We start from the raw sequence: 26,294 nt of genomic DNA, 5'->3' as shown, positions 1-26,294 counted from the left end.
GGATGAACTATGGGCGATTCTGAAGCCGATAAACTTGAAAAATATTTGGCAGAAAAAGCCAAACAAGATCAGGAAAAACAACAAGAGTCTGAGTCGCTTTCTGCTTATGATGCTTGTGTATTAAAAGAAAGTGCTAAAATTCACGAGTTGATTGCTGGGGCACAGGAAAAACCTAAAGACAGTTTAGAGAACAAATAGTTAGATAGAAAATTTTTCAAATAAAATATAGCTGCGTAATTCGAATTAAATTTAACTCATTAAACCTATAGCGTTTACTATTTAACGTAGAGAACTAAGGTAGCTCTAAACCCCATTTTTCTTTCATTTTATCTAAGCTCCAATAACATAAAACTGCTAATAAAATTATCATAAATGTAAACGAGGTTGTTACCCAGAAAAACTCTTTAAAAGATTGTGTTTTCTGGGGGTTTTTTAGCAAATACAAAGTTGTAGCATACATTACTCCAGATATTGTGGAACCTGACCCTACAACAGTGACCTTAATTATTGAATCAAAAATTTTGTGTGTACCTATTTTTAAATCGTGGTCAGCAAATACGGCTAACAACCTATCAACGCATAAAAAGACAAAGTAAAGACACAAGGCGACTCCACCTACTTGTAGTACTCGATTTTCCATTAGATTATTTATTAAATTCAAACTAAGTTCTAAATCTTTTACATTTTTTAAACAGTCTGTAGATATATATGTATAAGCAAAAAAAACTGTCGTCCAAAATAGATATTGAATTATTACCGACCAGTGCTTCTTTATAGTTTTGATAGAAATCATATTATTCATTACTCTAAATTTAATCTAGTTGCATGATAGAAAGTGTTTTAATTACTTAACGACTGAGTACATCTGTGATATTACGGTTAATTGATTCAATAGAACCAATGACTCCGTCAAGTAAGAAATCTAAAGCTTTACCATACCCACTACTGACTGTAGATGTATCGAAACCTAATTTTTCAAGAACTTTTATAGCCTCTTCTACTGAGCTATGCTGAAGAAACCGTACAAGTAAACTTGGTAAACTAACGACTCAACGAGGAGTTTACCATGACCAAGAAAGTTAGAACTTACAGCACAGAATTTAAAGCAGAAGCTGTCAAGAAGATAGCGGATAATAATGGCAATATTTCAGCTACTGCAAAGCAGCTCGGGATCGCCATGCAAACCTTATCTAACTGGCAGAATAAAGCCAATCAGGGCAAGCTTATGGGCACTGAGCAATACGATCCTGATCTTATGAGCGCCCTTGAAGAAGTAAAACGGCTAAAGCGCCAGCTTAAAGTTGCTGAGGAGGAGCGCGAGATATTAAAAAAGGCGACGGCGTACTTCGCCAATGAGGAGCGTTAAGAAACAGTCTGGGAGACTGTTTTAGTGACGCAAGACGTAGGGCTATGCACGCAGTGACAGCTAGTAAAGTACGCTTTTATCAAAGACAATCAGCAGATATTTAGCATCACAACTATGTGCCGTGTATTAAAGGTTAAATCATCAAGTTACTATGACTGGTCAAGTCGTGACATTAGTGATCAGCAGATACATCGTAATCACTGCGAGCTACTAGTCAAAGCCGCTCATACTGAAACATATGAGCGTTATGGTGTAGATCGTCTACATGCGCATCTAAGTGATCAAGGCCATGACATCAGTCCCTACATGGTTAGAAGTATTAAAGAGGAACACGGCATCAAGTGCCGTCGTCATAAGCGCTTTAAAGTCACTACTGATTCCAATCACAATAAACTGGTCTATGACAACGTGCTGAATCAGCAGTTTGACGCCAAGCGTCCCAATGAGTCTTGGGTCAGCGATATTACTTATATCTGGACAAACGAAGGTTGGCTGTACTTAGCTGGAGTCAAAGATTTATACACTAAAGAGCTTGTCGGCTACGCTATTAACAAGCGCATGACCGCAGATTTAGTATGTCGTGCGCTTAACATGGCAATTAAGAATAAACGCCCAAGCAAGGGACTAATTGTGCATTCTGATAGAGGCAGCCAGTATTGCAGTCACGCCTACCACAAGACCATTAAGCAGCATCAATTCATAGGCTCAATGAGCGGCAAAGGCAACTGTTTCGATAACGCTCCGATAGAAAGCTTCTGGGGCGTATTAAAGAATGAGTTGGTATATCATCAAGACTATAAAACAAGGTTCACAGCCATCAATGATATTATCAGTTATATCGAGCTGTACTACAATCAGACGAGGATTCAAAAGGGTTTGGGCTATCAATCGCCAAGACAGGTGTGGTTTGATTATTATCGTCAAGCTGCGTAACTAAAATCTCCCAAGTTTAATTCTACGGGATTGACGGCAGGGGTCAGTATCCTGATACAGTTATTTTAATTGGATAAATGCCACCTACTTCATCACAGATTGGCGTAGATGATTTAACTGTACCTTCTGCACTTTCTGGTAGCACTTTAAGAGATTGAATATCTTTCTCAGGAATACAAGCCATGAGCATATGCAGATGCTCATATCCATTCATATATTGATTCTTTTCAAATTGAGTAGTTACATTTATTTTACTATCTGGTATATCGATGCTCTCTTGTGAAAGAAGCGACTTCAAAGTTAGCGGTACACAGCTCATTGGTAGAGGGAATTCATTTATATAGTCGATTATTTTTGTCATCCAAATAGTATCCATAACGTAAATTCAATGAAATAAAAATCATGGCTTTATAAGATAAAATTTCTCAACCACAATAGATAGTAGCAAGAACACGATGTCACCGCTAGCCCCGACTGTAGCGGTATCCTGCTAGTTTGGGTGAGTTGTGATGGCTAGGTTTTGGGGTGGCGAGGCGAAGCAAGCGACGACCCAAACCGTAGCCAGCGCCGCGCCCAGACTGGGAGATACAAGCGAAAGGCGGGAAACAGCTCACTTACTTATAAAAAACGTTATATATTACTCAGCTCTTTTAACGCTGATAGCGCCTGCTCCGCCTTATCATTCGACACAAATATATGGTCATGATAATAGGCAGCTATCACATTGGCACTGATACCTTTTGAGGTCAGTTTGGTTGACACGGCTGCGGTTAGACCTACCGCTTCTAGGCTTGAATGCACCGTCAGAGTGATTTGCTGAAACACGCCTTCATACTGTAAACCTGCTTCGTCAGCTTTGTCTTTTGTTAACACCAGAGTCAGCCCTTCTGACTCTATAAACGTCGCTATTGGCGCTAGGTTTACGTATTCAGCCAATTGACCTTTTACGGTACAGAACACGAATAATTCATCAACCAGTGCTGGCTGCATCGAACTCAATAGCTCATTGATATCTGTAATTCCTGACATGTTATTCTTCCTTATTTGCCTGATTTTAATCTTTGTTCACCGCAATTTTAGCATGGGTGTCATTATTTATATTCGTGAGAACACGCTATAAACGCTAGCCTTTATTTCCAAACACTCAAATTGTAAACACAAAAAAGGTGAGCCTAAGCCCACCTTTTTATTTTAAAAAACAGCTATCTAAAACTATAAGCAATTACTAGAGACCTGATTTGCGACTAGCGCAACCAAGCTCGGGCATTGCGGAACATACGCATCCACGCGCCGTCCTCGTCCCACTCTTCTGGTTTCCAGCTGTGGTTGTAGGCTTTTAGGTTACGCTCAGGATGCGGCATCATGATAGTGACGCGACCATCGGTGCTACATAGACCCGTGACACCACCGAGCGAACCGTTTGGATTGAGCGGATACGTCTCGGTTGGATGACCTTGGCTATCGACATAACGCATCGCGAGCTGACCGTGTTTAGCCATACCGTCGATTTCGGGATTGTCTAGTGTGGCATAGCCTTCACCATGCGCCACAGCGATTGGTAAGATGCTGTCTTGCATCCCTTTGAACAGGATCGACTTGGTACGCTCAACTTTTACATTGACCGTACGTGCTTCAAATCGAGCTGATTTGTTCGCGACGAAACGTGGGAAGTTTTCCGCACCTGGGATGAGGTCTTTCAATTGCGCCATCATCTGACAACCGTTACAGACACCGAGTGAGAAGGTATCAGGACGGGCAAAGAAGCGCACGAACTGCATGCGCAATTCGTCATGGAACAAGATAGAGTTTGCCCAGCCAGAGCCTGCGCCCAATACGTCACCGTAGCTAAAGCCACCACAAGCGACCAGACCGTCGAAATCACGTAGATTGATGCGACCTTCAAGCAAATCACTCATGTGCACATCGACCGCTTCAAAGCCAGCTTGGGTAAAGCCTGCTGCCATCTCGGACTGACCGTTGACGCCTTGCTCACGCAGGATAGCGACTCTTGGCTGAGTGTCACGGCTGTTTAAGTACGGTTCTTCAACCTTTTGATTGAGATCAAAGTTTGGCGCAGCGATAAGACCTTGATGGCTAGCATCGCTAATCAAGTCATATTCTTGCTGTACGCAGGCTGGGTTGTCACGACGGCGGGCAATTTGATAGCTGACCTGACTCCATTCTTGTTGCAGCTCAGAACGCTTAAAGCGTAAGGTATCATCACCCATCAGTGTTGGCGTTTGGATGATTAAGCTATCTTCTTCCGAGCTTTGACCAACTAGGCTGAGCATATCACTGACGTTGAACTCTTCTGCCAATTGCATTAAAGCGGCGACGTTTTCTGGTAAGACTTGAATCACTGCGCCCAGCTCTTCGCTGAACAGTTGACCGAGTAAGTTATCATCAGTCAATGACAGCTTGATACCTTGACGACTGGTGAATTGCATCTCAGCAATCGTTGCAAGCAAGCCACCATCACCGATATCGTGATAGGCGCTGATGACGCCTTGCGCGTTACCCGCTTGGATAAAGTTAAAGAAGTCGACCAAGTCACTTGGCTGCGCTAAATCTGGGCAGTCATTACCTAATTGGCTGAGCGTTTGCGCCAGGATTGAACCGCCTAGACGCAATTTACCTTTTGATAAATCAATACGATAAAAGGCGCTATCACCATTGATTAGCTCAGGTGTTAAAGTTTTTGCCACGTCAACAACAGGTGCAAAAGCAGTAATAACCAAGCTCATCGGTGAAACGACTGATTTATCTTGGCTGCCTTGCTTAGCATTGCTATCCGTCCAATTAGCACGCATCGATAGCGAGTCTTTACCAACGGGGATAGCGATACCAAGTGCCGGACATAGCTCTTCACCAACGGTATAGACGGCGTCAAATAATGCGGCATCTTCTACGTCTTCGCCACAAGCTGCCATCCAGTTCGCTGACATGGTAATGTCAGATAGCTGAGTAATACGCGCGCCTGCGATATTGGTAATCGCCTCACCAACCGCCAAGCGTGCAGAAGCTTTTGGATTAATCAACGCAACAGGCGTACGTTCACCGACACTCATCGCTTCACCGCTCATTGGCTGACCATCTAACGCAATCAGGCCTGAAGCAGTCACCGCGCAATCAGAAACCGGCACTTGGTAGCGACCAACGAACTGATCACGAACGACCATACCCGTGATAGAGCGGTCACCAATGCTAATGAGGAATGATTTGCTAGCAACGGTTGGATGACGTAATACATCTTTGATAGATTCGGCTAGATTGATGTCACCAAGCTCTAATGCTGGTAAAGTAGTTTCTTGACGCTCAAAGCTACGCTGCATCTGCGGTGTACCACCAAGCAATACTTGCATCGGCATATCGACTGGCTGCTCAGGGAGCAATTCGTCATTAACGACTAGCTGACGTACTTCAGTCGCTTCACCCAAGATGGCATACGGGCAGCGCTCACGGGCACAGATGGCATCAAATTGATCTTTGCTCTCTGGGCGAATCGCAAGGACATAACGCTCTTGTGCTTCGTTTGACCAAATTGCCATCGGTGACATGCCCGCTTCTAACGATGGAATTTTCCGTAGATTGAGCACCGCGCCCATTTCATGGTCATTGACCAATTCAGGCATGGCATTTGATAGACCGCCTGCACCGACATCATGTAGCGAGACGATTGGGTTGCCATCTTTACTATTATTGCTTGCGTCAATATCATTACCAGCTAAGGCCCAGCAGCGATCGATAACTTCTTGACAGCGACGCTCCATCTCAGCGTTATCACGCTGTACAGAAGCAAAGTCCAAGCCTTCATCCAGTGAACCACTATCGACCGAAGATGCTGCACCGCCACCAAGACCGATTTGCATTGCAGGGCCACCAAGGACGATTAATAAATCACCTTGTTGAATGGCATTTTTTTCAATGAGGTTACGTTTGATATTGCCGTAACCACCGGCCAGCATGATGGGCTTATGATAGCCGCGCATTTGGCTGCCATCTTTTGCCGCTGACGTGTCCAATTGGAAACTACGGAAATAACCGCATAAGTTTGGACGACCAAACTCATTTGAGAAATTGGCTGAGCCTAATGGCGCTTCAGTCATAATCTCAAGACTGGTCGCCATACGATCTGGCGTACCATAATCCTGCGTACTTAGTTGACCTGACTGCTCCCATTTTTCCGCAAGCTCTGGGATATGAAGATGTGACACATGAAAGCCCGTTAAACCGGCTTTTGGTTTACCGCCACGACCCGTTGCGCCCTCATCACGAATCTCACCGCCCGCGCCCGTTGCTGCACCGGCATAAGGAGCAATCGCCGTTGGATGGTTATGGGTTTCGACTTTCATTAAGATGTCGATTTCTTCTTGATGGAAATCGTAAGGATGGGCTGAATTGGCATCCATCGCTTCAGTCGGGATAGGATAAAAACGCATGCCATCAGACCCTGCCATCACCGCAGCATTGTCTTTATACGCTGACAATATGCCTTGTGGATTAGACTGGTAAGTGTTTTTAATCATTTGGAACAATGATTTTGGCTGTGCTTTGCCATCAACTGTCCACTGAGCATTGAAAATCTTATGACGGCAATGCTCTGAGTTTGCCTGTGCAAACATCATCAGCTCAACGTCAGTTGGATTACGCTTTAGCTCATTGACATAGGCATTCATTAAATAATCAATATCTTCACTTGATAACGCAAAGCCGAACTCTGTATTGGCAGATTCTAGCGCTGCCTGACCTTGTCCTATTACATCTATATGGTTCAGTGATGCTGGCGCTTGATCATCAAACAATTTGCTGACATCGCTCAAGTCATAAACCAAGCTCTGAGTCATACGGTCAAACAATAACTGCTCGGCGTCTACTGGTAGTTTTTCGCCTGCTTCACCGTCTGTTTTTTCATCAAGGGTTAACGTATAAACAACGACACGCTCAACACGATTGATCTCGATTTCACAGTTATTAAAGATATCTGTCGCTTTACTTGCCCATGGCGATATCGTACCAAAACGTGGCCCAACGATGACTTGTAGTTGGTTGTCTTGCGGCGCATTTAGCGTTGCTGACTGATCAACCGCCAGTAGATCTAGCGCTTTTTTATGTTCATCACCAGATAGCTCTCGTGATAGCACATACACTTGCTGTGTACTTATTTGACTGACATTTAGCTCGGTTTTTTGCTGAAACTGACTGATGAGTTGCTGCGTCTGAAAATCGGTAAGAAACGGTTGTCCGGCGATGGTCATCATAAAGGCATAATCCGTAAGATCAAGGCATTTCTGCCATGCTAAGTAAATGGTCTGGGTATTATAACAAGAAGACCTGTAATAAGCAGGTCTAAACCAAGATAAATTGCCGATAAGTTGCGTTCTATCGCGACTTATTATTTGCGAATCGATAATTAAAAAAAGTATCTTTTTAAGTCGTTTTTGAATTATCCATTGAAAAATAGAACGCTCAAATCTACGCTGTCACAATTTTTACCTAACCTTCATATTCCTTACAAACACTCACATCGCATTACTGGGAACCTATATAAATGTAGGGTGACAACTCGGTATTCTAGTCTCAGTTGTTAAGGCGACGATGACGTTTAACTTTTAGATTTATTTAATGGTTAGACATATCTAGCCTAAAGAAAAATTACTATAAATAATCAACTGTTCAATTCGGCTAATTAAAACAACGCTACATGAGCCCAATTAAAACACTATAAAAAAGGAAATTTATTATGAGTAGACAAGACCATATTGATAAAGTACAAGAACTGGTAAAAGAAGTGAAATTTGCCATGATGACCACTCGTACTCACGAAGGCCACTTACATGCCTGCCCGATGACCACTAGCGAGACGAGCATTGGCGCAAAAGAGATTTGGTTTATTGGTGATAAGACTACAGAAACTATCAAAGATATTGAAAAAGACCCACAAGTGAACTTGGCCTATGTCAGTCAAGATTCAAAAGATTATGTCTCAATTAACGGTAAAGCAGAATTGGTCGAAGACCAAGAGAAACTAGATGAGCTATGGTCGCCAATTTATAATGCGTTTTATGAGCAAGGTAAAGAAGATCCAAATGTACAGTTAATCAAAGTCGTCCCACATGGTGCCGAGTACTGGCTAAGCGGTAGCTCAGTAATTAATATGTTTAAGATGACTACTGCTGCAGTAATGGACGGCAAGAAAGCAACCAATTTAGGTGAAAATAACTCTGTGACGTTATAAGTTATCTAATCCATAAATAGTAGAAAAAAAACGCCAGTAGCTAGTGCGACTGGCGTTTTTTATTACCTAAATTTTATGCTGATTATTTTCGTTTTATGGAATTATCCGCTTTGCTTTAAATAAGGCCAAGCAGCTTTTAGATAAATCATCATCGACCATAAGGTAAGTATCACAGCGGCGACCATTAATACATAACCGATGGTTTCAAGCGACTGCCAATTAAGCAGTAGTACGGTAATCGCTACCATCTGGAACGTAGTTTTTAGTTTGCCAACATAAGATACTGCGACGCTAGTACTCTTACCCAGCTCTGCCATCCACTCACGTAACGCTGATACTGCGATTTCACGCGAAATAATGACGATAGCCGCTATCGCCATAATGATATTAGGATGCCACTGTACAAGAACGATAAGCGCGACGGCCACCATTAATTTATCAGCAACAGGGTCTAAAAATCGACCAAAGGCTGACATGACATTTAGTTTACGAGCAAAGTACCCATCGAGCCAATCGGTAATCGCGGCAATAATAAAGACCCCAGTCAATAATAAATGGCGTAACAAACTATCGCTAAACTCGCTCATCCCAACGCGCGCAATGACATTGTCTGAAATCGCAGGCATACCAATACCCATGGCTGGCGGCCAATAAGCAATCGCGACGAATAGCGGAATCATCAAGATACGCGCAATCGTAAGGTTGTTAGGCAAGTTAAAAATACTCTTGGTATTTTGCGAACTTGGCGGTTCTTCCTGCGTATGCAAATGCGTGCTGTCAGTCATGGCAAACCCAGTTTAATATGAACATAATAATGGCAGATAGCTTAGCATTTTTCGGACAAGGCGTCATGCCATCTCTGCAGCGATTGAGTTATCAAAGATATCAAGAAAGGTATCAAGATCGACTAGATGTCCTCTTATCGACATAAGCTATTGAAATTATTGGCAGCCTTTATGAATGATTTCACCATAAAGCTGCGCTACTTACTCTAAATATCAGTGCTTCATACCAGTCTTTGCGTCTTTTGGATTTTTACAACGTAATATACTGTAACCAAAACCGCTAGACAGCACTCAATTGCGCTATCATAGCGACTGTACCAGAACACTTGTACACTTAAATTAGTAAATATCAGTAAATATTAATAGCTAAGTAAATATCTCCACCTATTGTATTGATAATTATTACCCTTATAAATAACAGTAGAGAGCACCAATAATTACAACAACTCTTGACCACGGCCTGTGTAGCTAATACATGACCCGTTTTCCTCAGCCCACAGTACCTCCTCTGTGGGCCTTTTTTTGCTTACATTTTGCTAAATATCGAGTTTTTATACTTCCCAAATATCGCTTAAACACTAGCTTTAAAATAAGCCTCAGTTCTAAACAATGTAAAATAATGAGCATAGATATTACGCTTGCCGAGTTTACATGATTGCCTTAACAGTTTGCTGCGCCATTCGATAGCAGCTCTCAATATTACCTTTTGCACACCAATCACCACTGACGATCCATTGTTTGGTTGCATCGATTAATATGCCTAGCTCTTCAGCATCCTTATTTACAATAGTAGCTGCATAGCGCCAACGATGGCAATCTGTTTGGCTAGGTGCGCTGTCTTCATTCCAATTTAATGCTTGTTTTGCCGCCTGTAATAACTGTTCTTTTACCAACTCAATATCATCATCGACGTGGGCCTCTGACCAGTCATTACGTGCATGAATGATGACACTTGGTAGTAGCTCATCACGAGCAGGTTTTTGATGCTCAATAAATACCCTATCAAGAACAGCGCTATTTAAATAAGCGACATCCCACTGCGGTGCAAGTTGGCCATTTAATGTCTCAGGTAGCTTTCGTACATCATCCCAGCCAAGCATCAGCGTATAGCAGGCTTGCATTTGCGGTTTAGTAATTTTGTCTTGTTGAGCAAAGCCACTATCTGACATCAGCTCTATCGCCTGACCATTTGGCGCTGTACATATCACCCAATCAAACCAACCCAGACTGGCTCCAGTTTCGTCAAATAGCTCAGTTTGCTTGCTGTCTTGATTATGAGTCTGGTTCTGGATCTGATGCTGAGACTGCTGCGGGTTTTGATGGTGCAAATACTGAGCAAGCGGTGCGACACGGGTCTTAAACACTATGGTCGTATGCTTGAGCGCGGCGGCCAATTCACGGCCCCAACTGGTCATTTTTGGTTTACTGATATAGCGTGCATGCACCGCGTCCCATTGCTCTTTGCTTTGGATATTAGGCGACTGCTCATTGTTACTTGCAGGAGTTAATTCAACCACTTCGGCACACCACGGCTGTAGCAACCCTGTATCTAACCAAGGCGCGATAAACTGTTGAAAGTCAGCAGTTTTCGCAGTAAAAAACTGTGCGCCGAACGACCATTGCCAGTTTTTACCAGTCTCACTATCGCTGCGATAGCGGGTCGCTAAACGGCCCACACTACGTGATTTTTCGAAGATAGTGATTTGCGGGGTATTGCCTGTCTGGTTTGACGCGCGCTCTAATAGTGTTGCTGTGAGCAATCCAGTTAGGCCACCACCGATGATGGCAATTTTTGGGTCAGATAGAACAGTTGAGCACAAAGCATGATCAGTCATAATGACAGTAGACCTTATAAAGTATTTATGAGTCGCTACTATATTAATTATCTAGCCTAGTAAGTACCGAGTGGCTCGTCAATTAATCCTCAATTGAAATGGTAGCGATGTTGTCTTGTTAGTATTATTGAACCTTTAAAGTGACTCAATATCAATATCGTCTACGTAAAAAAGCCATGCTATTCTCGATAACATGGCTTTTATTTAACTTTGATATGCAAATATTGATGGCTAGTACTGAATAACTATCCTTAATACTGCAGGTTCGTTATCAGGCTAACTTACTCTCCGCGGCCCGCTTTGACTTCTTCAACCAAGTCATTAATCACTGAGCTATCGGCAAGCGTAGATAGGTCGCCCAGTCCTACATATTGACCTGCTGCAAGGTTACGCAAGATACGGCGCATGATTTTTCCTGAGCGCGTTTTTGGTAGTGCATCAACCATATAGATGGCATCTAAAGTCGCAATTGGTCCAATCTCGGCACGCACATGGCGTTTTAATTCTGCTTTTAGATCGTCGGTCTTTTCTTCACCTGACTTTAGAATGATAAATGCACAGATACCTGTACCGCGTATCTCATGCGGCATACCGACAATCGCAGCTTCAGCAGTTGCAGGGTGCGCAACCACGGCGCTCTCGATCTCTGCTGTGCCCAAGCGATGCCCTGCCACGTTGAGTACATCGTCGACACGACCAGTAATCCAGTAATGCCCATCTTCATCACGTTGAGCGCCATCACCCGTGAAATAATGACCCGGATAATCGCTAAAGTAGGTTTTCAAAAAGCGTGGATGGTCATTGTAGATAGTACGCATCTGCCCTGGCCAGCCGCTACTGATCACCAAATTGCCTTCTGCAGGGCCTTCTAAAATCGCACCATCACTATCGACGACTTCTGGTTTGACGCCATATAGTGGTGTCATTGCCGCGCCCGGTTTGAGATCGACCGTGCCTGGTATTGGTGCCATTAAGATGCCACCAGTCTCGGTCTGCCACCATGTATCGACGATAGGACATTTACCATCACCGACGACATTGTAGTACCAGTCCCACGCTTCTGGGTTGATCGGCTCACCGACCGAACCTAGCAGACGCAAACTAGAACGGTCCGACTCTCGAACAAAAGCATCGCCCTCTTTCATCATCGCGCGAATAGCTGTCGGTGCAGTGTATAAAATAGTCACGTCATGCTTATCAATGATATGACCGATACGTGCCCATGTTGGATGCTCTGGTACACCTTCAAACATTACCGTTGTCGTGCCATTGGCCAATGGTGCATAGGTTGAGTACGTGTGGCCAGTAATCCAGCCTACATCTGCCGTACACCAGTAGACGTCATCTTCTTTGATATCAAAAACATCACGGAACGTTGAGATAGCATAGGTGATATAGCCGCCTGTAGTATGCACTACACCTTTTGGCTTACCAGTCGAGCCAGAAGTATATAATAAAAATAGTGGGTCTTCGGCATTCATAACTTCAGGCTCGCAGATCTCTGATTGACCATCGACCAAATTGTGATACCACACATCACGGCGCCCACTCATCGGTATAGAGTTACCCGTACGATGAACGACAATGACTTTTTCGACACTCTCAGTGCCATCCATGTCGAGTGCGTGATCGACATTGGCTTTGAGCGGTGTGTGCTTGCCGCCGCGTAAACCTTCGTCAGCGGTAATAACAACTTTTGAGCGACTGTCTATCAAGCGATTACCCAAACTCTCGGCAGAAAAACCACCAAACACCACTGAATGTACCGCACCGATACGCGCACATGCCAGCATCGCTACCATGGCTTCCGGTATCATCGGCATATATAGCGTTACGCGGTCACCTTTTACAACGCCAAGCTTGCGCAATGAATTACCCAAACGGCAGACAGCTTCATGCAATTCTTTAAAAGAAATGATTTTGTGCAATGAAGGGTGATCACCTTCCCAGATGATAGCAGGCTTGTATGGGTTTTCTTCAAGGTGACGATCGAGACAGTTGACTGAGATGTTCAGCTCACCATCTTCAAACCATTTGATGCGAAAATCATCTAAATCATAATTGACGTTACTGACTTTGGTCGGCTTTTTTATCCAATCGATTAGCTCAGCACGCTTCGCCCAGAAAGCATCAATGGCTTCGGGTGATTCGATAGATTGCTGGTAGTCTGTAACGTACTTATCAGGTGTGGTATTAGCAGCAGCCATAAACTCGGCTGAGATAGGAAATGATTTCTGAGTCATAATGTTGGGTCCCTTTTAATTATTATGACCTACACGGACAAACGTCTATGACGCGCCCCATGTAAGCGATAAGAGTCATCTTCCATAATGTGTGACACTCATCGTTAGTTTGACAAATAAGCGTGACGGTTGCAAGACATCAAAAGCCAAACATAACAATTTCACTGTACATCTGTATGTTTAGATAATTATATTAGTACTTATACTGGTACGTATAATGCTATTTATAGGGGCAGCTATCATAACGATAGTACTAAAATGACAGCTGGTTGTGATCACACGGTAACAGCGTATGGCTTAGGGCATTTAATCCTTGTAACCTTTAGTGAAATATGGACAATAGCTACACTAAACATACTGCTTCATTTAACAAAATGTCAGCCGCGTTTTTAATAAAAACAATGCTTGGCCTGGTTATACTTTTTTCACCCCATCGTTTTACGAGACCGCAATGACTAATCAACGCAATGCACAAAACCATACTCACTATGATGTCGTTATTATTGGTGCTGGCGCTTCAGGGTTGTACTGTGCACTGACTGCCGGACGGCGCGGTCGCCGCGTATTGGTTTTGGATCATGCCAATAAAGCTGGTAAAAAGATTTTGATGTCAGGTGGTGGTCGCTGCAACTTTACCAATTACTTTGTAGAGCCTGAGCATTTTATCGGTGCCAATCCCCACTTCTGCAAATCAGCGCTGAGTCGTTACCCGAGTTGGGAGTTTATCGGCATGGTAGAGTCGCATAAGATTGCCTACCATGAACGCGAACACGGTCAGCTGTTCTGTGATGACTCGGCACAAGATATCTTGTCTATGCTCCTAGATGAATGCACGGCTGTAGGCGTACAAGTAAAGCTTAATGCTCAGATTGATCACGTTAAAACTGCTGCTCATGATAACGGTGAGCGCTTTTATCTAACGACGAGTAAAAAGCTTGGTAAAAAAGACATTGCGAACGGCACTCAATCTTCGCAAACAGGCTATAGCTGTGAGTCTTTAGTCATCGCCACTGGTGGACTATCTATCCCGACCATGGGAGCAAGTGGTATCGGCTATGAGTTGGCGCAGCAGTTCGGGCATACTCTTGTGCCAACTGACGCTAGCCTTGTACCCTTTACCTTCACTGACAAAACAGGCGAGCTTATCCGTGCTTTGGCTGGTATCAGTTTGCCAGTTATTGCCAGTAATGAGCGTATCTCTTTTAAATTGCCCGTCCTATTTACCCATCGTGGTCTCTCTGGCCCTGCCATGCTACAGCTCTCCAACTATTGGCAGACTGGGGAAACCATCAGTATCAATTTGTTGCCTGAAATAGACGTCACTGAGCTTTTACTTGCTCGCAAAAAGTCACATCCACGCCAGCTTATTCGTACCGTATTGGCAGAAAACACAGATAATGCATTACCCAAGAAGCTATTAGCAGCACTACAGACGCATCTGTGGGAAGACATCAAAGATACGGAGCTTGCTAATATTAAAGACGAACGTCTCACAGAGCTTGGTATTACCCTTAATGGTTGGCAGCTCAAACCTTCTGGCACGGAAGGCTACCGTACCGCTGAGGTCACACGCGGCGGCGTCAAAACTGATGAGATTTCTTCAAAAACGATGCAAAGCAATTTACAAGACGGCTTATACTTTATCGGTGAAGTGCTTGATGTGACCGGCTGGCTTGGTGGTTATAATTTTCAGTGGGCATGGGCAAGTGGTTTTGTGAGTGGTGAGACCGTCTAATCATGGACACTTATAAGTGTTTAACATTTGCTTAATCGCTGCTGACAGCACTAGGAATGAAATAGTAATAAAAACTCATACAATCTACTCTTATATTCATAGTAGTATTACTTAATAATAGCTTTTCTATTGATAGTAATTCTAATTAGACTAATAAGGTGACCCATGCGTTCAATTAAACACATTCACGGTGAAAAAGAGTCGCACTGGGTAGGTGACGGCTTTTTTGTAAAAACTCTGATCAGTCATTTAGATGACAATCCAGACCTTAATTATAGCCATACTGATCCTTTCTTATTATTAGATTATGCCAAGCCAACAACGTTTTCACCCAATCCCTCTTATAAAATGCAGCCACATGGCGTTGGTCAACACCCACATAAAGGTTTTGAAACTGTCACCATTGCTTATGCAGGTGAGATTAGTCATGTAGATTCGACAGGTGGGCGCGGTGATATTTTAGAAGGTGATGTACAGTGGATGACTGCTGGACGCGGCATTCTGCACGAAGAGTTCCACTCTGAAGCCTTTGGGCAACGTGGTGGTATATTTAGTATGGTGCAGTTATGGGTCAACTTGCCAAGCGCCCACAAACTGACCGACCCCAAATATCAATCTATCAAACGTGCTGATATGCCTATGGTCGATCTGATAGACAATAGCGATGAGCAAACTGTCATCGGCCAAGCTGCCATCATTGCAGGTGACTGGCACGGAATAACGGGCGCAGCAACGACATTTACCCCGATCAATCTCTGGGATATTGAGCTACATACAGCAGGTACAACCTCGCTACAAGTACCGAAAACGCATAACACCCTACTGCTGATACAAGAAGGTCAGATATTGATCAATGGTACGTTAGTCAATGCAGGTAATTTAATTCAGTTTTCAGCGCCTATCCAAGCTCACGTAGGCACTCAATCTGAACATTCATCATTACCTGCTACTGATACTATCGAATTGACCTACCCTGCAACTACCGATGAAGACACACCTATCAAATTGCTACTGCTAAGCGGCGAGCCAATCGGTGAACCTATCGCAGGTCATGGTCCTTTTGTCATGAATACCCAAGATGAGCTACGACAAACGTTCCGTGATTATCAAACAGGCAATTTTGGATATTAATCAAAATAAATGCGTAAAAAAAAGCCCTCTAACTATCGATAGTCAAAGGGCTTTTTTATAACGCGTTTGTCTGCCTATTCAGTGATACTGACGGATGGATAATTGCTTACACTTCATTCATAAACGGATAATCAGTGTAGCCAACCGTGCTGCCACCATAGAAGCTCTCTGGATGCTGCTCGTTGAGCGGTGCGCCCTCTTGAATACGTTCAGCGAGATCAGGGTTGGCAATATAATCACGACCGAATGCTACCGCATCGATATAGCCTGCTTTGATGTTCTTCTCAGCTTTGTCCGCATCATAGCCACCAGCGGCAATAATCAGTTGACCAAAAGCATTACGTACGTTTTGGCGGAACTCATCGTTATAAGGCGTACCCCCTGCCCAGTCTGGCTCTGACAGATGCAAATACATTAGACCACGCTTGTTGATTTGCTCAATCAGCCAAATGTTATCGTCTTCTTCGTAGCCTCCCTCAACATTGTTGAACGTGCCAAGTGGTGAAATACGAATACCCACGTGATCAGCATCCCATGCCTCTACGCAAGCATCAATCACGTCCAAGGTTAGACGCGCGCGGTTTTCGCGGCTGCCACCGTACTCATCGTCACGCTGATTGGTATGCTCGGCCCAAAACTGATGCAGCAAATAACCATGCGCGCCATGAATCTCAATACCATCAAACCCCGCTTCCTGCGCGCACTTGGTTGCATGCGCAAAGTCAGTAACCACTTGCTGAATCTCATCAAGACTGGCTGGGCGCGGCGGCGTGGCATCCGCGCGAATGGCTTGGTTGTCACTATCACGCAATGAGGTACGGATACCTACATCGACATCTGAGGCTGAAATTGGCGCACGGCGTTCAGGTTGTACGCTTTCATGTGAGACAAGTCCTGTGTGCCATAGCTGGACGACGATCTTGCCACCTTTAGCGTGGACATTGTCAACGATGGCTTTCCATGCAGTGACTTGATCTTGAGTATGTAGCCCTGGTGCGCCTGCATAGCCTTTTGCTTGAAACGATACTTGCGTCGCTTCAGTGATGACAAGGCCCGCCCCTGCACGCTGCGAGTAGTACTCTGCTGCCCATGTGATAGGGACATCGCCTGGCTCAACGGCACGCAGACGTGTCAGTGGGGCCATCATAATGCGATTTTTTAGCGTTTGTGTGCCCATTTTTACAGGCTCAAATAAAATATCGTGTGCCATAATCTGTCCTATTGGTTATTGCTGCTATCTATGATCTTTAGTTATAGCAACCATCAATCATACTAATTATTATCGAATGCTGTTTAGAAAAACTTATAATATCATTAGTAAATCTACGTTTAGCGCCTACCTTTATAGGGAACAGATTTCATTATTCCAAGCAATATTTACAAACAGATACAACAACATTCACCTATACAAATCTCCGTACTCGTTTACTACGAAGACTGTTTACTAAGCCTTAAATACTGTTCATCTGAGTCTTGTCTTTTGGCTTTAGCATTTTCTTAATTGACAGCTCTAATGACAAATACGTGCCGATCAATATCACAATCGAACCAATGATGGCTTGTATATTTAGCGCCTCGCCAAGCAATAGATAGCCCAAAATAATCGCAAAAATTGGAATGACTAACGTGATACTCGTGGCACGCGTTGGCCCAATATTTTTGATCAACTGATTCATAAAAATAAGGGCAATGGCGGTTGAAAACACACCGATACAGATCACCGAAACCCATGCCTTTATGCTGATATCTTTGCCATAAGGGAACTCATTAAAAGCCACAGGCAGCATAATGATACTACCGATAATGAGCGAGCCTGCAGTGATAGCGACTGGCGATACTTCGTACAGATAGTTCTTGGTAATGTTGGCCCCAAGCGCATAACCCACACAGGCTAGTAGCGCGTAACCCATTGGTAGTAGCCCTTCGACCAATCCTTTGCCTGGCTCGCCGCCACCAAACAAGCTTTCGCTCATCAGTATGATTACCCCAATCACCCCAATGACCAAACCGAGTGCTTGTTTTTTCGATAGCCTATCTTTAAAGAAGACTCTAGCGATAAAACCACTCATCATCGGTACAGAAGCATTTAGCACGGCTAGCACGCCTGCGTTCACTGATTGCGCGGAAAACGAGAACAACACAAAAGGCAGCGCTGCTGAAAACAAGCCAACGAGCGCTAGCATTTTCCAATGCTCCTTGATGCCTACTCTGTTTTTCTTATTGAGCAATACAAAGACCAACATGACCAATCCGGCGAATATCACACGCAAGCTGGCGAATGCCAATGAGCCAAACTCAGGCACGCCAATACGATAAAAAACGAAAGAGAGTGACCACATAAAAGAGAGCGTCACAAAGATGATGAGGTCACGGTTGGTCATTGGGTAATCCTATTAAGCGCTTAGACTGCGTTTACCAACTCGTGTCGGTCATAAGCGTCTGATGCGTTGTAAAAATTATCATGTGATTAAAAACTCATGATGATAACTTTTTAATTGTTTGATGGGTAATTTTTTATAAAATTTATAGTGAGTTTTTATCCACTTATTGATTTTTTTAGCACAGTTTTAAGATTTTCACCTTTTTGATAATCTGTAAATTTGGACAAATCCCTTTTATTGAGCACCATACAGTAAGCAGCGCCTATCCTATATTTCTTATACTTTAGCCTATCCCAGCACCTTTCTATTCACATACTAAAGAACTCCAAAGTCACCCTTAAGTAAGTCATCCGTTCAATACCTATAAAAACAGATCCACGGTCATAGTAAATCCTGCTTATAGCACTACCCTATAACAGCTACTCTTAATAATACTGTTGTTAAAAGTAGCTCTGATAAATCAATTCAAGATTTTCTCAAAATATATTAGTTGATATTTGTTCACTAATTTTCTACTATCTAAAAGGTATTGGTTAGTATTTGGCAATACAAAAAATAGATGGCAAACATCATTAGTAGGATTTATAAATTATTGAGGAATGATTATGAAAAGGATAGCGTTATTTGTCGGTATGATATCAGTTGCAACGGCAGGTTTTTGCGGGGTTGGTCAGTTCTCAGATGAGACCACTTGCTATGTTTATAAACAAGATAAACTACAAAAAAAGCTAAACTGTCAGTATGAGGGCGCTGAGGGTGCAGCGATGAGTTATAGTTTTAGACAGGTCTCCTATAACCTGCCAGGGTTTGGCAAAATGGCGACCTCTACCAGTGCAAACTATAATGACCGTAATGAAGTGACTGGATGGACGACCACCGTCAATGACGAGCCAGCGATCATCAGATATCGTCTGCCAACCAATCAGCGTATCGTCAGTGATGCCTATGCGCAGTCTGGTAAAGCAGTTATGCAATGTTATCTTAGTACAAAATCGCAGTGGGAGATTTGTGCTAAATAGAACAAAGTACTCTGGCAATTTATAGTGCAATAAAGCTGAGCGTTTTGCTTGGCTTTTATTTCCGCCCGCTAAAAACTGAAACATCAACCTTATCGCCCTCTTCTGTGAAATTTTCTCACCGTTTTCTCTATATACTCAACGTCTTCACCACTGTCAAAGCCACTGATAAAATCCCCCTCCCTGTTAGACAGCCATTGAATTACAAGCTTGCATCGGTAAGAATGGTGCTACCTATTTATAAAACCTGCTCAATAACCCAGTCTATTAACGAGTCAAATACATGAAACTGCGCATCCTAAAATCTGCTGTGACCAATCCTTGGTTTAATCTTGCCACCGAAGATTGGATATTTAATACGCTCAACCCCGACTCTCATACCCTATTTTTATGGCGTAACTCTGAAACCGTGGTTATTGGACGCTCGCAAAATCCATGGGTAGAGTGCAAAACCGATAAGATGGAAGCAGACGATGTATTTTTAGCGCGGCGTCAGAGTGGCGGCGGTGCTGTGTTCCATGACTTGGGCAATACCAATTTTACTTTTTTATCACCCAGTGATGCTTACGACCAAGAAGCAAACTTCACCGTCATCATTAATGCGCTTAAGAAACTCGGCATAGACGCCACGCTGTCTGGTCGTAACGATATGCAGGTCGGCGACCGCAAAATATCGGGCAGCGCATTTAGACATGCCGCCGATCGCAGCTTTCATCATGGCACATTGCTGGTCAATGCCAACATGCAAAAGCTTGGCGATTATCTAAACCCGCATCCGCTAAAGCTAAAAGCAAAAGGCATCAAATCTGTGCGCGCACGCGTCGCAAACTTGGTGGATTTTAATGAGACTATCAATCATGAAACTCTCTCTGATGCGATTATTGAGGCGTTTTGCGAACATTACGGAGAGACTGCGCCAGTTGAGCAATTAGATGAAGCCAGTCTTGCTAAGCAGCCCACGCTAAACGCTTACTATCAGCAGATGGCAGACTGGGATTGGCGCTTTGGTAAAACGCCTGAGTTCACCCATCATATCGAGACGCGCTTTGATTGGGGCATGATGGATGTGCATATGGATGTGAAGCAGGCGATGATCACCGAAGTTGTCATCTTCTCTGATGCGCTAAATATTGAGCTGATTGATTTGCTCAAAGAGACATTGACGAGTGTTAAATATAACAAGAAAGAGATTCAAGATGCGCTTGCCGAGCTAGCAAAAGCGCAACCTGAATTGGCAGCGCAGGTGAATGATTTTGAGCAGTGGTTAGTTAGTGAGATGGAAGGTTAGATTGCAGAGTTGATAGTTTAAAATTCTTATGAAATATATATTTATACTCCCTTATAACTGGCCTATTAAGGTGACTGACAATGTCGGACAATCAAGACTCTATAGATAATGAGCTAAAAATAAAAATACCGAAGAGAGCTAAATTCATTGCTATAAGCTGGCTTTTTATTTGTGGAATCATTTTTTCTTCTTGGCTAAATTTTTCTCCTGATAATACGGTACATTCCCTATCACTTGGTGACATTGGTGCATTTTTGTCAGGCATATTTTCTGTATTAGCTTTCTACGGGTTTATAGAAGCTTACCTTATACAAAGTAAGGAGCTTAAATTACAGCGATTTGAGCTAAAAGAATCTATTAAAGCTCAGCAAGGTTCTGAAATAGCGCTTAAAGAGCAGTCAGAAGCACTAAAATCTCAACTCAAAATTAGTGAAGAACAGTTTAATCTGTACTTATTAGAGGCAAAAGCAAAAATACCAATTTTCAACCTTTTCCAAATACATACTTTCGTGGTTAGTATCTTACACATAGAAAATCAAATTTCAAACGAAATTGATCTTTTGCAAGAATCTATAGAATTATTGCCTTTCGAAAAAAATTCTTACGCATTGACGGAGATCATCGTTTCCATGGAAATAAATAATACTGGAGGCGAGGGTAGACTTGTAGATGTAAAGAGCCTTATAGAAATTGATAATTTACATTATATGCAAATTACTAGTTTTGAGGTCATCGGTAGTTCAACGACAGATACATATGACAATTACCTAATAAAATTTAAATTTAAAATAAGTTCAATGGATTCAGATGTTTGTTCAAACAGTGAAACATTCAAAGCTTTTATTCTTGATTTTATTGAGAACATGAGACTTGAAAGTAATTTTAGATGCCGTGAAAGATCATACAAGCAAAGGTATAAAGTGTGTAGAAATAGTTTCTTTGATCAACTCTTACAACACAATAACTCTCCCATTCAAAATTTTGAACAAATGGAGCTGCAACACCTGCTAGCATTTGGTTACAATATAGAAATTTTTGAATAGAATATACTTATGACGATCATTTCAGGGAAAAAGCAAAAAAAACGGCAGGAAATAATATTCCTACCGCCTCATAATTACTTCTTATTTAACCATTAAATCCCTGCTGCAACCTCTGCCCCATCACGAATCGCACGTTTGGCATCTAGCTCAGCAGCGAGCTTAGCACCGCCAATTAGATGGTATTGCGCGTCTGGTGCATCACCAACGTTTGGCATTAGCTCAACGACTGACTCTTGACCGGCACAGACAACGACGCTATCGACACGTAATAACTGGCTTTGACCTTGTGGGTTAGTTACCCAGATACCTTCGTTGGTGATTTTGTCATATTGCACGCCTGCGACTTGGATCACGCCGTGAGATTTGATATGCGCACGATGTACCCAGCCTGAGGTTTTGTTTAGACCACTGCCCAGACGGCCTTTACTACGCTGCATTAAATACACTTGGCGAATCGGCTTAATCGCTGCTGGTCTGACCAGACCACCATCACTTTGATAGTCGGTATCATTGGTCACGCCCCACTCTTCGCGCCACTCATTGATTGACTGTGGCTCAGGGCGATAGCTTGGATCTTTTAGTCCCTCAGGGCCGATCTCATCCAGTGACTTACCATGATTGGCTGTCAGATACTCACTTACATCAAAGCCAATACCACCAGCACCGATGACCGCTACTGTGTTACCCACTGCTTTTTCGCCAGACAGAAGCTCAGCATAGCTCATGACTTGTGGCAGCTCAGCACCTTCGAGCTTACCTTCTAGACTCCTCGGTACGACACCCGTTGCCACTATGACATGATGGAACTTGGCTTTTTCGAGCATGTCTTTATCGACTTTGGTGTTCAGTTTAATCTCAACACCCAGATGCTCAAGCTCATTGATATAGTAGCGAATAGTTTCAAAGAACTCTTCTTTACCAGGGATGACTTTGGCGTAGTTAAACTGTCCGCCAAGCACGTCTTTAGCTTCAAACAGAGTCACGTCATGACCACGTAAAGCCGCCACATGAGCGGCTGACATACCAGCAACACCGCCACCGATGACGGCGACTTTTTTCGGTTTTTTGGTTTTCTTGTAGACTAATTCAGTCTCATAACAAGCTTGCGGATTGACCAAACAAGTCGAGCGTTTGTTTTCGAACGTATGGTCGAGGCAGGCTTGGTTACAAGCGATACAGGTATTAATGCGATCTGTCTGACCATTTTTAGCTTTATTGACCCAATGCGCATCAGCCAAGAATGGACGCGCCATTTGAATCATATCAGCTTGACCAGTCGCAACGATTTCTTCTGCTGTTTCTGGCATGTTGATACGGTTGGCCGCCATCATCGGGATACTAATATGCTTTTTGATTTCAGCGGTGAAATCAACAAAAGCGGCTCGTGGCACGCTCGTCACAATAGTCGGCACACGCGCTTCATGCCAGCCGATACCAGTGTTCATGATAGTCACACCCGCTTCTTCTAGCGCTTTGGCCACGGTAATGACTTCATCCATGACGTTACCGTCTTTGACCAAATCAATCACTGATAAACGGAATAGAATAATAAAGTCTTCGCCAGTCGCCTCACGTACCGCTTTGACCACGTCGACAGCGAACTTCATACGACCATGAATATCACCACCATAGATGTCTTTACGCTTATTCACATGGCTTGATAAAAACTGGTTGAGTAAATAACCTTCAGAACCCATGATTTCAACGCCATCATAGCCTGCTTGCTTGGCAAGTTTGGCTGAGCGAGCATAGTCTTTTACCGTTTGCTCGATGTTTTTGATGCTCATCTTACGCGGTTTAAATGGTGAGATTGGTGACTTAATCGGGCTAGAGGATACGGCAAAAGGATGATAGCCATAGCGACCACTGTGCAATATCTGCATGATGATTTTGCTGTCGTGCTTGTGCACAGCACGGGTGACACGCTGGTGATTAATCACGTCAGCTTTAGTATTCATCGTTCCGCCAGCAGGCAACAACCAACCTTCGCGGTTAGGCGAGATACCGCCAGTAATCATCATTGCCACGCCGCCCTTGGCACGTTCTGCAAAATACGCCGCCAGCTTGCCATAATTATAAAAACGGTCTTCAAGCCCAGTATGCATTGAGCCCATAACCAGACGGTTTTTTAGCGTAGTAAAGCCCAAATCTAGCGGCTCAAATAGATACGGATAGTGTTCATTGGTGCTAGCGGTTTGGATCGTGTTGGCACTATGGCTGGCAGACATATCATTTTCCTTATGAATAATTTATGAGGCTACTTCTTAACAACGGCTTTTTAGAATTAGTGGGCCTAAGGGGTTTAGCATCATCGATATCGTAACACACCGCGATTATTGTCAGCTATGCAGACAAGCGACTGATGAGTGAGCACTATATTAATTGCTATAACGAGCAGGACTGTGTATCAGGCTGTACTGTGGCACATGGTTAAGCAAACACCACAAAACCCAGCCAACTTTTGAGGTAGATTATATACCGTTAACTTAATATCATTGAGAGATTAGATTAAGGTATAAATCGATAAATATCGACTTATACCTATAATTTCTATGCTAGATTACTGTACTAAATAATATACTGACGTTAATGTACTGACGCATTATAGAAATACGATAAAGGACTATCATCATGACAGATTTCCATACAGGTCTCGGCAAAAATGCCGCCAACCATCAACCACTTACCCCTATTGATTTCATCATTCGCAGCGCGCAAGTTTATCCTAATAAGACTGCCATCATTTATGACGACCTAGAACACAACAACCTGACTCAGACGTGGCAACAGACTTATACTCGCTGTCGCCAACTGGCTGATGGCCTGCGCAAACTGGGTATTGACAAAAACGACACCGTAGCCGTGATGCTGCCGAACACGCCAGCCATGGTCGAATGCGCCTTTGGTGTTCCTATGTCTGGCGGCGTACTCTGTACTTTGAACACGCGCCTTGATATCAATGCACTTACCTTTTGTTTGCAGCATTCCGAAGCAAAGGTTTTAATCTTAGATAGCGAGTTTTCTGAACATGCTGAAATCATCGATGAGACTTTTCCAGACTTAATCGTCATTCACTCAACGGACAAGGCTGTCGATGTCGAGCGTTTTGGGCTCATGAGTTATGAAGCATTGGTAGCCAGTTCAGACAGTTTGGATAATTGGGAGATGCCGAAAGATGAGTGGGACGCCATTGCGCTGAATTATACTTCTGGGACGACAGGCAAGCCCAAAGGCGTGGTCTATCACCATCGCGGCGCAACTCTCAATGCTATTTCTAATATTTTAGATTGGGACATGCCCAAGCACCCGATGTATCTGTGGACGCTGCCGCTGTTTCACTGTAACGGCTGGTGCTTTCCGTGGACCATCGCTGAACGTGCTGGGGTCAATGTATGCTTGAGAAAAATTGATGCTGATTTGATATTGCAGCTGATTGCCAAGCATCAAGTTAGCCATTATTGCTCTGCGCCAGTCGTGCACAATATGATTGCTGGCGGCAAACCAGAGTATAAAGAAGCTATCACCCATACGGTCAAAGGTTGGGTCGCGGGTGCACCGCCGTCTGAAACCATGCTGGCTGCAATGGAAGCAATGGGCTTTCATATCTCGCATGTCTACGGTCTCACTGAAGTATATGGGCCAGTGACGGTCTGCGCTGAGCAGGAAGAATGGAATGAGCTTGATGTAGCTACCCGTGCCCAAAAGAAATCACGTCAAGGCGTAACGTCACACTTGATGGCAGGGTTTGAAGTATTTAAGCAAGGTACGACTGAACCAGTCGCCGCTGACGGGGAAGAGATGGGCGAGCTGGCGCTACGTGGCAATATGGTGATGAAAGGCTATCTAAAAAGCCGCAAGGCTACCGAAGAGGCATTCGCTGATGGCTGGTTCCGTACAGGCGATTTGGGCGTCAAATATCCTGATGGCTATATCAAAATTATGGATCGACTCAAAGATATCATCATCTCAGGTGGTGAGAACATCTCTAGTATCGAGGTAGAAAACGTCTTGTATAAATTACCTGCGATTGAAAGCTGTGCTGTCGTCGCCGCGCCGCATGACAAATGGGGCGAAGTACCTGTCGCCTTTATCGAAATTCACGCCGGTAGTACTCTGCAACGTGATACGGTGATGGAACATTGTAGTCAGCACCTAGCAGGTTTTAAAGTGCCGAAATATATTGTCTTTGCAGAAATACCGAAGACCAGTACCGGTAAAGTGCAAAAATTTGAGCTACGCCAAGCGGCTAAATCGTTGGCACACGAAACGCCAAAAGTAACTGCCAGTGCTAAATGATCTGACA

18 protein-coding genes and 1 pseudogene are annotated in these 26,294 nt (G+C 43.6%); 9 read left to right on the top strand and 10 right to left on the bottom strand.

Going from position 1 to position 26,294, the window contains the following annotated elements; translation table 11 throughout:
• The first annotated feature begins 9 nt into the window (after window positions 1-9).
• Window positions 10-198, top strand: coding sequence for a hypothetical protein (locus ACS8FA_RS16310; RefSeq protein ID WP_439264119.1), 189 nt, complete (start codon window positions 10-12; stop codon window positions 196-198).
• Between the two features lie 94 nt (window positions 199-292).
• Here the strand turns inward: ACS8FA_RS16310 and ACS8FA_RS16305 are convergent, their stop codons facing one another.
• Complete coding sequence (locus ACS8FA_RS16305; protein WP_439264118.1) at window positions 293-793, bottom strand: hypothetical protein; 501 nt, start codon at window positions 791-793, stop codon at window positions 293-295.
• Window positions 794-1,066: 273 nt separating this feature from the next.
• Between ACS8FA_RS16305 and ACS8FA_RS16300 the strand changes: the two are divergent.
• Window positions 1,067-2,299 (top strand): annotated as a pseudogene (locus ACS8FA_RS16300) (IS3 family transposase).
• A 43-nt stretch (window positions 2,300-2,342) separates the two neighbouring features.
• On the opposite strand, the gene ACS8FA_RS16295 reads toward ACS8FA_RS16300, so the two are convergent.
• The 3 genes from ACS8FA_RS16295 to purL form a co-directional block, all read right to left on the bottom strand.
• Window positions 2,343-2,675, bottom strand: a complete 333-nt coding sequence (locus ACS8FA_RS16295) for a hypothetical protein (protein ID WP_439264116.1) — start codon at window positions 2,673-2,675, stop codon at window positions 2,343-2,345.
• 254 nt (window positions 2,676-2,929) lie between these two features.
• Entirely contained in the window at window positions 2,930-3,328 is a 399-nt protein-coding gene (locus ACS8FA_RS16290; protein WP_439264114.1) for an ACT domain-containing protein, read from the bottom strand.
• Between the two features lie 215 nt (window positions 3,329-3,543).
• The gene (gene purL / locus ACS8FA_RS16285) at window positions 3,544-7,557 is read right to left on the bottom strand and encodes a phosphoribosylformylglycinamidine synthase (protein ID WP_439264113.1); all 4,014 of its coding nucleotides are present in this window, start codon (window positions 7,555-7,557) and stop codon (window positions 3,544-3,546) included.
• 482 nt (window positions 7,558-8,039) lie between these two features.
• On the opposite strand from purL, the gene ACS8FA_RS16280 reads away from it, so the two are divergent.
• The gene (locus tag ACS8FA_RS16280) at window positions 8,040-8,534 is read left to right on the top strand and encodes a pyridoxamine 5'-phosphate oxidase family protein (protein WP_439264111.1); all 495 of its coding nucleotides are present in this window, start codon (window positions 8,040-8,042) and stop codon (window positions 8,532-8,534) included.
• 101 nt (window positions 8,535-8,635) lie between these two features.
• Here ACS8FA_RS16280 and pgsA read toward each other — a convergent pair whose 3' ends face one another.
• The 3 genes from pgsA to acs all read right to left on the bottom strand — a co-directional run bounded on the left by pgsA (window position 8,636) and on the right by acs (window position 13,397).
• Window positions 8,636-9,319: a CDP-diacylglycerol--glycerol-3-phosphate 3-phosphatidyltransferase gene (gene pgsA, locus ACS8FA_RS16275; protein WP_057758088.1), complete on the bottom strand. Its 684-nt coding sequence runs from the start codon at window positions 9,317-9,319 to the stop codon at window positions 8,636-8,638.
• Window positions 9,320-9,966: 647 nt separating this feature from the next.
• On the bottom strand, window positions 9,967-11,154 hold the full coding sequence (locus ACS8FA_RS16270; RefSeq protein ID WP_439264109.1) for an NAD(P)/FAD-dependent oxidoreductase: 1,188 nt from the start codon (window positions 11,152-11,154) through the stop codon (window positions 9,967-9,969).
• Between the two features lie 281 nt (window positions 11,155-11,435).
• On the bottom strand, window positions 11,436-13,397 hold the full coding sequence (acs, locus tag ACS8FA_RS16265; protein ID WP_439264108.1) for an acetate--CoA ligase: 1,962 nt from the start codon (window positions 13,395-13,397) through the stop codon (window positions 11,436-11,438).
• 451 nt (window positions 13,398-13,848) lie between these two features.
• On the opposite strand from acs, the gene ACS8FA_RS16260 reads away from it, so the two are divergent.
• Both ACS8FA_RS16260 and ACS8FA_RS16255 read left to right on the top strand, forming a co-directional pair.
• On the top strand, window positions 13,849-15,132 hold the full coding sequence (locus ACS8FA_RS16260) for a BaiN/RdsA family NAD(P)/FAD-dependent oxidoreductase (protein WP_439264106.1): 1,284 nt from the start codon (window positions 13,849-13,851) through the stop codon (window positions 15,130-15,132).
• Between the two features lie 165 nt (window positions 15,133-15,297).
• On the top strand, window positions 15,298-16,263 hold the full coding sequence (locus ACS8FA_RS16255) for a pirin family protein (RefSeq protein WP_439264104.1): 966 nt from the start codon (window positions 15,298-15,300) through the stop codon (window positions 16,261-16,263).
• A gap of 106 nt (window positions 16,264-16,369) precedes the next feature.
• On the opposite strand, the gene ACS8FA_RS16250 is transcribed toward ACS8FA_RS16255, so the two are convergent.
• Window positions 16,370-17,473: an alkene reductase gene (locus tag ACS8FA_RS16250; RefSeq protein ID WP_439264102.1), complete on the bottom strand. Its 1,104-nt coding sequence runs from the start codon at window positions 17,471-17,473 to the stop codon at window positions 16,370-16,372.
• Between the two features lie 241 nt (window positions 17,474-17,714).
• Entirely contained in the window at window positions 17,715-18,644 is a 930-nt protein-coding gene (locus ACS8FA_RS16245) for a DMT family transporter (RefSeq protein WP_201606938.1), read from the bottom strand.
• A gap of 605 nt (window positions 18,645-19,249) precedes the next feature.
• On the opposite strand from ACS8FA_RS16245, the gene ACS8FA_RS16240 reads away from it, so the two are divergent.
• The 3 genes from ACS8FA_RS16240 (at window position 19,250) to ACS8FA_RS16230 (ending at window position 21,991) form a co-directional block, all read left to right on the top strand.
• On the top strand, window positions 19,250-19,663 hold the full coding sequence (locus ACS8FA_RS16240; RefSeq protein WP_238051353.1) for a hypothetical protein: 414 nt from the start codon (window positions 19,250-19,252) through the stop codon (window positions 19,661-19,663).
• A gap of 280 nt (window positions 19,664-19,943) precedes the next feature.
• Entirely contained in the window at window positions 19,944-20,948 is a 1,005-nt protein-coding gene (gene lplA / locus ACS8FA_RS16235; RefSeq protein WP_439264100.1) for a lipoate--protein ligase, read from the top strand.
• A gap of 80 nt (window positions 20,949-21,028) precedes the next feature.
• Window positions 21,029-21,991 carry a hypothetical protein gene (locus ACS8FA_RS16230; protein ID WP_439264099.1) on the top strand — a complete coding sequence of 321 codons (963 nt, stop codon included), beginning with the start codon at window positions 21,029-21,031 and terminating at the stop codon, window positions 21,989-21,991.
• A gap of 92 nt (window positions 21,992-22,083) precedes the next feature.
• Here the strand turns inward: ACS8FA_RS16230 and ACS8FA_RS16225 are convergent, their stop codons facing one another.
• Window positions 22,084-24,219, bottom strand: a complete 2,136-nt coding sequence (locus ACS8FA_RS16225) for a 2,4-dienoyl-CoA reductase FMN-binding domain-containing protein (RefSeq protein ID WP_439264097.1) — start codon at window positions 24,217-24,219, stop codon at window positions 22,084-22,086.
• Window positions 24,220-24,622: 403 nt separating this feature from the next.
• On the opposite strand from ACS8FA_RS16225, the gene ACS8FA_RS16220 reads away from it, so the two are divergent.
• Entirely contained in the window at window positions 24,623-26,287 is a 1,665-nt protein-coding gene (locus ACS8FA_RS16220) for an AMP-binding protein (RefSeq protein WP_439264095.1), read from the top strand.
• Window positions 26,288-26,294: the final 7 nt, after the last annotated feature.

Origin of the sequence: Psychrobacter sp. 1Y1 (genome assembly GCF_051847395.2) — a bacterium.
In the GTDB taxonomy this organism is placed as follows: Bacteria; Pseudomonadota; Gammaproteobacteria; order Pseudomonadales; family Moraxellaceae; genus Psychrobacter.
This window is presented reverse-complemented; position numbering and strand designations above follow the sequence as displayed.